Source organism: Nocardioides sp. (assembly GCF_024509035.1).
GTDB lineage: Bacteria > Actinomycetota > Actinomycetes > Propionibacteriales > Nocardioidaceae > Nocardioides.
This window is the reverse complement of record NZ_JANINT010000111.1, coordinates 1-6,082: the sequence shown is the minus strand read 5'-3', so window position 1 is coordinate 6,082 and position 6,082 is coordinate 1. Positions and strand designations below refer to the sequence as shown.

The following is a 6,082-nucleotide window of genomic DNA, read 5'->3' as shown; positions in this document are numbered from 1 at the left end:
TCGGGGTTCTTCTTCTGCGGCATGATGCTGGACCCCGTCGACCAGGAGTCGTGGAGCGTCACGAAGCCGAACTCCCGCGTCGACCAGAGGATCACCTCCTCGGCGATCCGGCTGACGTCGACGCCGATCTGCGCGGCGACGAAGGCGAACTCCGCGACGAAGTCACGCGAGGCCGTCCCGTCGATGGAGTTGGCGCTGGAGCCGGTGAAGCCCAGCTCCGCCGCGACCCCCTCGGGGTCGAGGCCCAGGCTCGAGCCGGCCAACGCGCCCGAGCCGTACGGCGAGTCGGCGGCCACCCGGACGTCCCAGTCCTTCAGCCGGTCGACGTCGCGCAGCAGCGCCCAGCAGTGCGCCAGGAGGTGGTGCGCGAGGAGCACCGGCTGGGCGTGCTGCAGGTGCGTACGCCCCGGCATCACCGCGTCGCCCGCATCGCGCGCCTGGCCCGCGAGCGCCTCGACCAGGTCGAGGACCTGTCCCGCGAGCGTCGCGGCGTGGTCGCGCAAGAACACCTTGAACAGCGTGGCGATCTGGTCGTTGCGGCTGCGCCCGGCACGCAGACGACCGCCGACATCGGCGCCGACCTCCTCGACCAGCAGGCGCTCGAGCGCGCCGTGCACGTCCTCGTCGGTCGGGTCCGGGTGGAGGGCGCCGGTGGCGTACCGCTCCCCCAGCACGTCCAGGCCGCGCACCAGCTCGGCGTGGTCGTCGTCGGTGAGCAGACCCGCGCGGTGCAGCGCGTTGGCGTGCGCCCGGGACCCGGCCAGGTCGTAGGGCGTGAGCCGCCAGTCGAAGTGGGTCGAGCGGGACAGCGCGTCCAGCTCGGGCGAGGGGCCGCCCGCGAAGCGGCCGCCCCAGAGCTTGCCGACGTTGGTGGAGGGTTCAGCGGCGCCCATCAGTCGGTCCCGGACTCCATCGCGGCGGCGTCGAGGGCGTCCTCGTCGGGCTCGGTCCCGACCTCGGGGTTCTCGGTGATCTGGTCGAACCCACCGGCCGGCAGCGCGCCGAACAGCGTGCCGTTCTCGACCAGCACCTGGCCCTGGTCGAGCGGCTGGCCGGCGTACATCTCGAGCATCGCGCGGGAGTCGGCGATGTCGAGGTTGCGCATGGTGAGCTGGCCGATGCGGTCGGTGGGGCCGAAGGCGGCGTTGGTCGTGCGCTCCATCGAGAGCTTCTCGGGGTGGTAGGACAGCGCGGGACCGTTGGTGTCCACGACCGTGTAGTCCTCGCCGCGACGCAGCCGCACGGTCACCTCGCCCGTGACGACGGAGGCCACCCACCGCTGGATCGACTCGCGGAGCATCAGCGCCTGCGGGTCGAGCCAGCGGCCCTCGTACAGCAGCCGACCGAGCCGCCGACCGTTCGCGTGGTAGTTGGCCAGCGTGTCCTCGTTGTGGATCGCGTTCATCAGCCGCTCGTAGCACAACCACAGCAGCGCCATCCCGGGCGCCTCGTAGATCCCGCGGGACTTGGCCTCGATGATGCGGTTCTCGATCTGGTCGGACATGCCGAGGCCGTGCCGGCCGCCGATGGCGTTGGCCTCCAGGACGAGCTCGATCGAGCTGTCGAAGCGCCGACCGTTGATGGCGACGGGGCGGCCCTCCTCGAAGGTGACCGTGACGTCCTCGGTCGGGATCTCCACCGCGGGGTCCCAGAACTTCACGCCCATGATCGGCTCGACGACCTCCAGGGAGGTGTCGAGGTGCTCGAGGGTCTTGGCCTCGTGGGTGGCGCCCCAGATGTTGGCGTCGGTGGAGTAGGCCTTCTCCTGGGAGTCGCGGTACGGAAGACCGTGCTCGGTGAGCCACTGGCTCATCTCGGTGCGGCCACCGAGCTCGTGGACGAAGTCGGGGTCCAGCCACGGCTTGTAGATGCGCAGGGCGGGGTTGGCCAGCAGGCCGTAGCGGTAGAAGCGCTCGATGTCGTTGCCCTTGAACGTCGAGCCGTCGCCCCAGATGTCGACGCCGTCCTCGTGCATGGCGCGGACCAGGATCGTGCCGGTGACGGCACGGCCGAGCGGCGTGGTGTTGAAGTAGGCGCGGCCGCCGGAGCGGATGTGGAAGGCGCCGCACGCGAGCGCGGCCAGGCCCTCCTCGACCAGCTGCTGGCGGCAGTCGACCGCGCGGGCGATCTCGGCGCCGTACTCGACGGCGCGCGCGGGGACGCCGGAGACGTCGGGCTCGTCGTACTGGCCGATGTCGGCGGTGTAGGTGCACGGGATCGCTCCCTTGTCGCGCATCCACGCGACGGCCACCGAGGTGTCCAACCCTCCCGAGAACGCGATGCCGACCCGCTGGCCGATCGGGAGTGACGTCAGGACCTTGCTCACGAATTGTCTTCCTTCTGCTGGAGGTGATGCTCGGCGTGCGGGTGGGCGTCGGCCAGGGCCAGGAACCTGCGGGCGAGCTCGTCGCCGCTGTCGGGCCCCCGGCCGATCACCAGGACGGTGTCGTCACCCGCGATCGTGCCGAGGATCGCTGGGAGCTCGGCCTTGTCGAAGGCCGAGGCGAGGAACTGGGCCGCACCGGGAGGTGTGCGCAGGACGACCATGTTGGCGCTGGCGTCGGCGCTCACGAGGAGCTCGCCGCACAGCCGCGCCAGCCGGGCCGTCGCCGCCGCGGTCTCCCCCGGCGCGCTCGGTCGTCGGTCCCCGCCCTCCGCGGGGACGGCGTAGACCAGGGAGCCGTTGGGAGAGCGCACCTTGATCGCGTCGAGCTCGACGAGGTCGCGCGAGAGCGTCGCCTGGGTGACCCGCAGACCGCTCTCGGCCAGCAGCTCGGCGAGCTCGCCCTGGGAGTGCACCTCGCGCTGGGTGACCAGCTCGACGATGCGCTGGTGGCGGGCGCTCTTGGTCGTCGGACGCAGCGGCTCGCTCATCGCGCCTCCAGCAGGAACGTCAGGATGGCCTTCTGGGCGTGACGGCGGTTCTCCGCCTCGTCCCAGACCACGCTCTGGGGACCGTCGAGCACCTCGGCGTCGATCTCCTTGCCTCGGTAGGCCGGCAGGCAGTGCAGCACGATGGCGTCGTCGGCGGCGTGCGCGAGCAGCCGCGACGTGAGGGAGTACGGCGCGAACACCGCCGCCCGGGCGGCAGCCTCGTCCTCCTTGCCCATCGAGATCCAGGTGTCGGTGACGACGACGTCGGCGCCGGTCACGGCGGTGACCGGGTTGGGCTCGAGCGTCGCCGAGCCGCCGGTCTGCGCAGCTATCGCGGCGGCCCGCTCCACCATCTCCCGGTCGGGCGCGTAGCCCTCGGGCGAGCTGAGGCGCACGTGCATGCCCGCCGTGGCGCCGGCGAGCAGCCAGGAGTTGCCCATGTTGCACGCACCGTCGCCGACGAACGCGACGCTCAGGCCCGCCAGCCGCTGCTTGTGCTCGCGGATCGTGAGCAGGTCGGCCAGCAGCTGGCAGGGGTGGAAGTCGTCGGTGAGCGCGTTGACCACCGGCACGCCCGCGTGCTCGGCCATCTCCTCGAGCCGCGACTGCGCATAGGTGCGCCACACGATCATCGAGGCCTGCCGGCCCAGCACCTTCGCGACGTCGTGGACGGACTCGCGCACCCCGATGCCGGCCAGCGCGCCGTCGACGAGCATCGGGTGGCCGCCGAGCTCGGCGATGCCGGCGGCGAACGACGCCTGGGTGCGCAGCGTCTGCTTGTCGAAGATCATCGCGACCGTGCGGGGCCCGGCGAGCGGCTTGGCGTCGTACGGCGCCGCCTTGAGCTCGGCCGCCAGGTCCAGGACCTGCGCCTGCTCGGCGGGGCTGAGGTCGTCGTCCGCGAGGAAGTGCCTCATGACTCCGCCCCCACGAACGCCTCGTCGAGGATCGCCGGCCAGGCGGCGAGGAATGCGTTGGCGTCGTCGGTGGTGAGCACGAGCGGCGGAGCGAGCCGGATCCGGCGCGGGGTCGGGGCGTTGACGATGAAGCCCGCGCGCCGGGCGGCTGCCACGACCTCGCCCGAGACCTCCGCGGCCAGGTCGAGCCCGATGAGCAGGCCCTCGCCGCGCACCTCGGTGACGCGCGGGTCGGCGGCCAGACCGTCACGGAGCTTCTGGCCGAGGACCGTGACGTGCTCGAGCAACCCCTCGGACTCGATGGTGCCGATCACGGCGAGCGCGGCCGCGCACGCGACCGGGTTGCCGCCGAAGGTCGTGCCGTGGTTGCCGGGCTGGAGCAGCGTGCCGGCGTCGCCGACGCCGATGCAGGCCCCGATCGGGAAGCCGCCACCGAGGCCCTTCGCGAGCGTGACGACGTCGGGCCGCACTCCGCTGGCGAGGTGGGCGAACCACGCGCCGGTGCGGCCCATGCCCGACTGCACCTCGTCGAACCACAGCAGCGCACCGTGCTCGTCGGCGACCGCGCGGGCGGCCGCCAGGTAGCCCTCGGGCGGTACGACGACGCCGGCCTCTCCCTGGATCGGCTCGAGCAGGATGGCGGCGGTCGTGTCGGTCACCGCCGCGGCCAGGGCGTCCGCGTCGCCGTAGGGGACGAACGTCACGTCGCCCGGCAGCGGCTCGAACGGCGTCCGGTAGGCCTCCTTGGAGGTCAGCGCGAGTGCGCCCATGGTGCGGCCGTGGAAGGCGCCCTCCGCGACGACGATGTGGGTGCGGCCCGTGCGCCGGGTCAGCTTGAACGCCGCCTCGTTGGCCTCGGTGCCGGAGTTGGTGAAGAAGACCTTGCCGCCCCCGGCGCCGACGCCGAGCAGCTCGAGCAGCTTCTCGGCCAGCTCGACCTGTGGCGCGCTGGTGAAGAAGTTGGAGACGTGACCCAGCGTCTGCAGCTGGGTCGTCACCGCCTCGACGAGTGCGGGGTGGCCGTGGCCGAGCGCGTTGACGGCGATGCCGCCGAGCAGGTCGACGTACTCCTTGCCGTCGGCGTCCCAGACGTGGGCACCCTCGCCGCGCTCGAGGACCAGCAACGGCTGCCCGAAGGTGTTCATCAACGATGCGGCGTACCGCTCCTGGTAGTCGCTCACTCGGCGTCCCTCGCCTTCCGCGTCTTGGTCTCGACGCCCGGCAGCACCTGCGTGCCGACGCCCTCGTTGGTGAACAGCTCGAGCAGCACCGCGTGCGGCTCGCGACCGTCGACCACCGTCGCGCGCGGCACGCCGCCCTTCACCGCCTGCAGGCACGCGCCCATCTTGGGCACCATGCCGGACGCCAGCGTCGGGAGGATCTCCTCGAGCGCCTCGGGGCTGATCTCACCGATGACGTCCTGCGAGCTGGGCCAGTCGAGGAACAACCCCTCGACGTCGGTGAGCACGAGCAGCTTCTCCGCGTGGAGCGCGATCGCGAGCGCCGCCGCGGCGGAGTCGGCGTTGACGTTGTGGACCTGGCCGTCGACGTCGGGCGCGACGCTCGAGACGACCGGGATGCGGCCCGCCTCGATGAGGTCGAGCACCGACTCGGGGCGGACCCGGGCCACCTCCCCCACGAGCCCGAGGTCGACCTCCTCGCCGTCAACGACGGTGTTGGCGGGCTCGGCGGTGAACAGGCCGGCGTCCTCGCCCGAGCAGCCGACCGCGAGCGGGCCGTGCTCGTTGATCAGCCCGACGAGCTCGCGCTGGACCTGTCCGACCAGCACCATGCGGACGACGTCCATGGCCTCGGGCGTGGTCACGCGCAGGCCGCCGCGGAACTCCGACTCGATGCCGAGGCGGTCGAGCATCGTGGAGATCTGGGGGCCGCCGCCGTGGACGACGACGGGCTTGAAGCCTGCGAACCGGAGGAACGCGATGTCCTCGGCGAACGCCCGCTTCAGCGTCTCGTCCGTCATGGCGTTGCCGCCGTACTTCACCACCACGATCTTGCCGTGGTAGCGCTTGAGCCAGGGCAACGCGGCCGCGAGCGTGCGCGCCTTGGCCGGGTCGGGCTTGCTCGGGTCGTGCTCGGTGTAGGCGATGTCGCTCATGCACGTACTCGCTTCGCTCCGTGCGCGCATGAGGCACGCGGGCTGTCTTGAATGATTCGCTCGCTCCGCTCGCTCATGAGGAGTACGCGCTGTTCTCGTGGACGTAGGCGTGCGTGAGGTCGTTGGTCCAGACGGTCGCCCGCGCGGACCCGGCCTTGAGGTCGATGGTCACGCT

Annotated in this window: 7 protein-coding genes; all 7 read right to left on the bottom strand. The window is 71.8% G+C overall.

Translation table 11 applies throughout. The features are described from left to right. Positions 1–893: argininosuccinate lyase (gene argH / locus Q0L15_RS09230; RefSeq protein ID WP_296603824.1), on the bottom strand; the 893-nt coding region annotated here is incomplete at its 3' end. Next, on the bottom strand, positions 893–2,326 hold the full coding sequence (gene argG / locus Q0L15_RS09225) for an argininosuccinate synthase (RefSeq protein WP_296603822.1): 1,434 nt from the start codon (positions 2,324–2,326) through the stop codon (positions 893–895). The genes argH and argG, both read right to left, overlap by 1 nt. Continuing rightward, entirely contained in the window at positions 2,323–2,874 is a 552-nt protein-coding gene (locus Q0L15_RS09220) for an arginine repressor (RefSeq protein WP_296603821.1), read from the bottom strand. Before Q0L15_RS09220 ends, argG begins: the two co-directional genes overlap by 4 nt. Further along, positions 2,871–3,791, bottom strand: a complete 921-nt coding sequence (gene argF / locus Q0L15_RS09215; protein ID WP_296603820.1) for an ornithine carbamoyltransferase — start codon at positions 3,789–3,791, stop codon at positions 2,871–2,873. The genes Q0L15_RS09220 and argF overlap by 4 nt, the downstream gene beginning before the upstream one ends. Beyond that, on the bottom strand, positions 3,788–4,936 hold the full coding sequence (locus Q0L15_RS09210; RefSeq protein ID WP_296603828.1) for an acetylornithine transaminase: 1,149 nt from the start codon (positions 4,934–4,936) through the stop codon (positions 3,788–3,790). The genes argF and Q0L15_RS09210 overlap by 4 nt, the downstream gene beginning before the upstream one ends. A 32-nt stretch (positions 4,937–4,968) precedes the next feature. Beyond that, on the bottom strand, positions 4,969–5,907 hold the full coding sequence (gene argB / locus Q0L15_RS09205) for an acetylglutamate kinase (protein WP_296603818.1): 939 nt from the start codon (positions 5,905–5,907) through the stop codon (positions 4,969–4,971). Between the two features lie 73 nt (positions 5,908–5,980). After that, positions 5,981–6,082, bottom strand: a 102-nt coding sequence (locus Q0L15_RS09200) for a bifunctional ornithine acetyltransferase/N-acetylglutamate synthase (RefSeq protein WP_296603827.1), incomplete at its 5' end; no start/stop codon positions are given.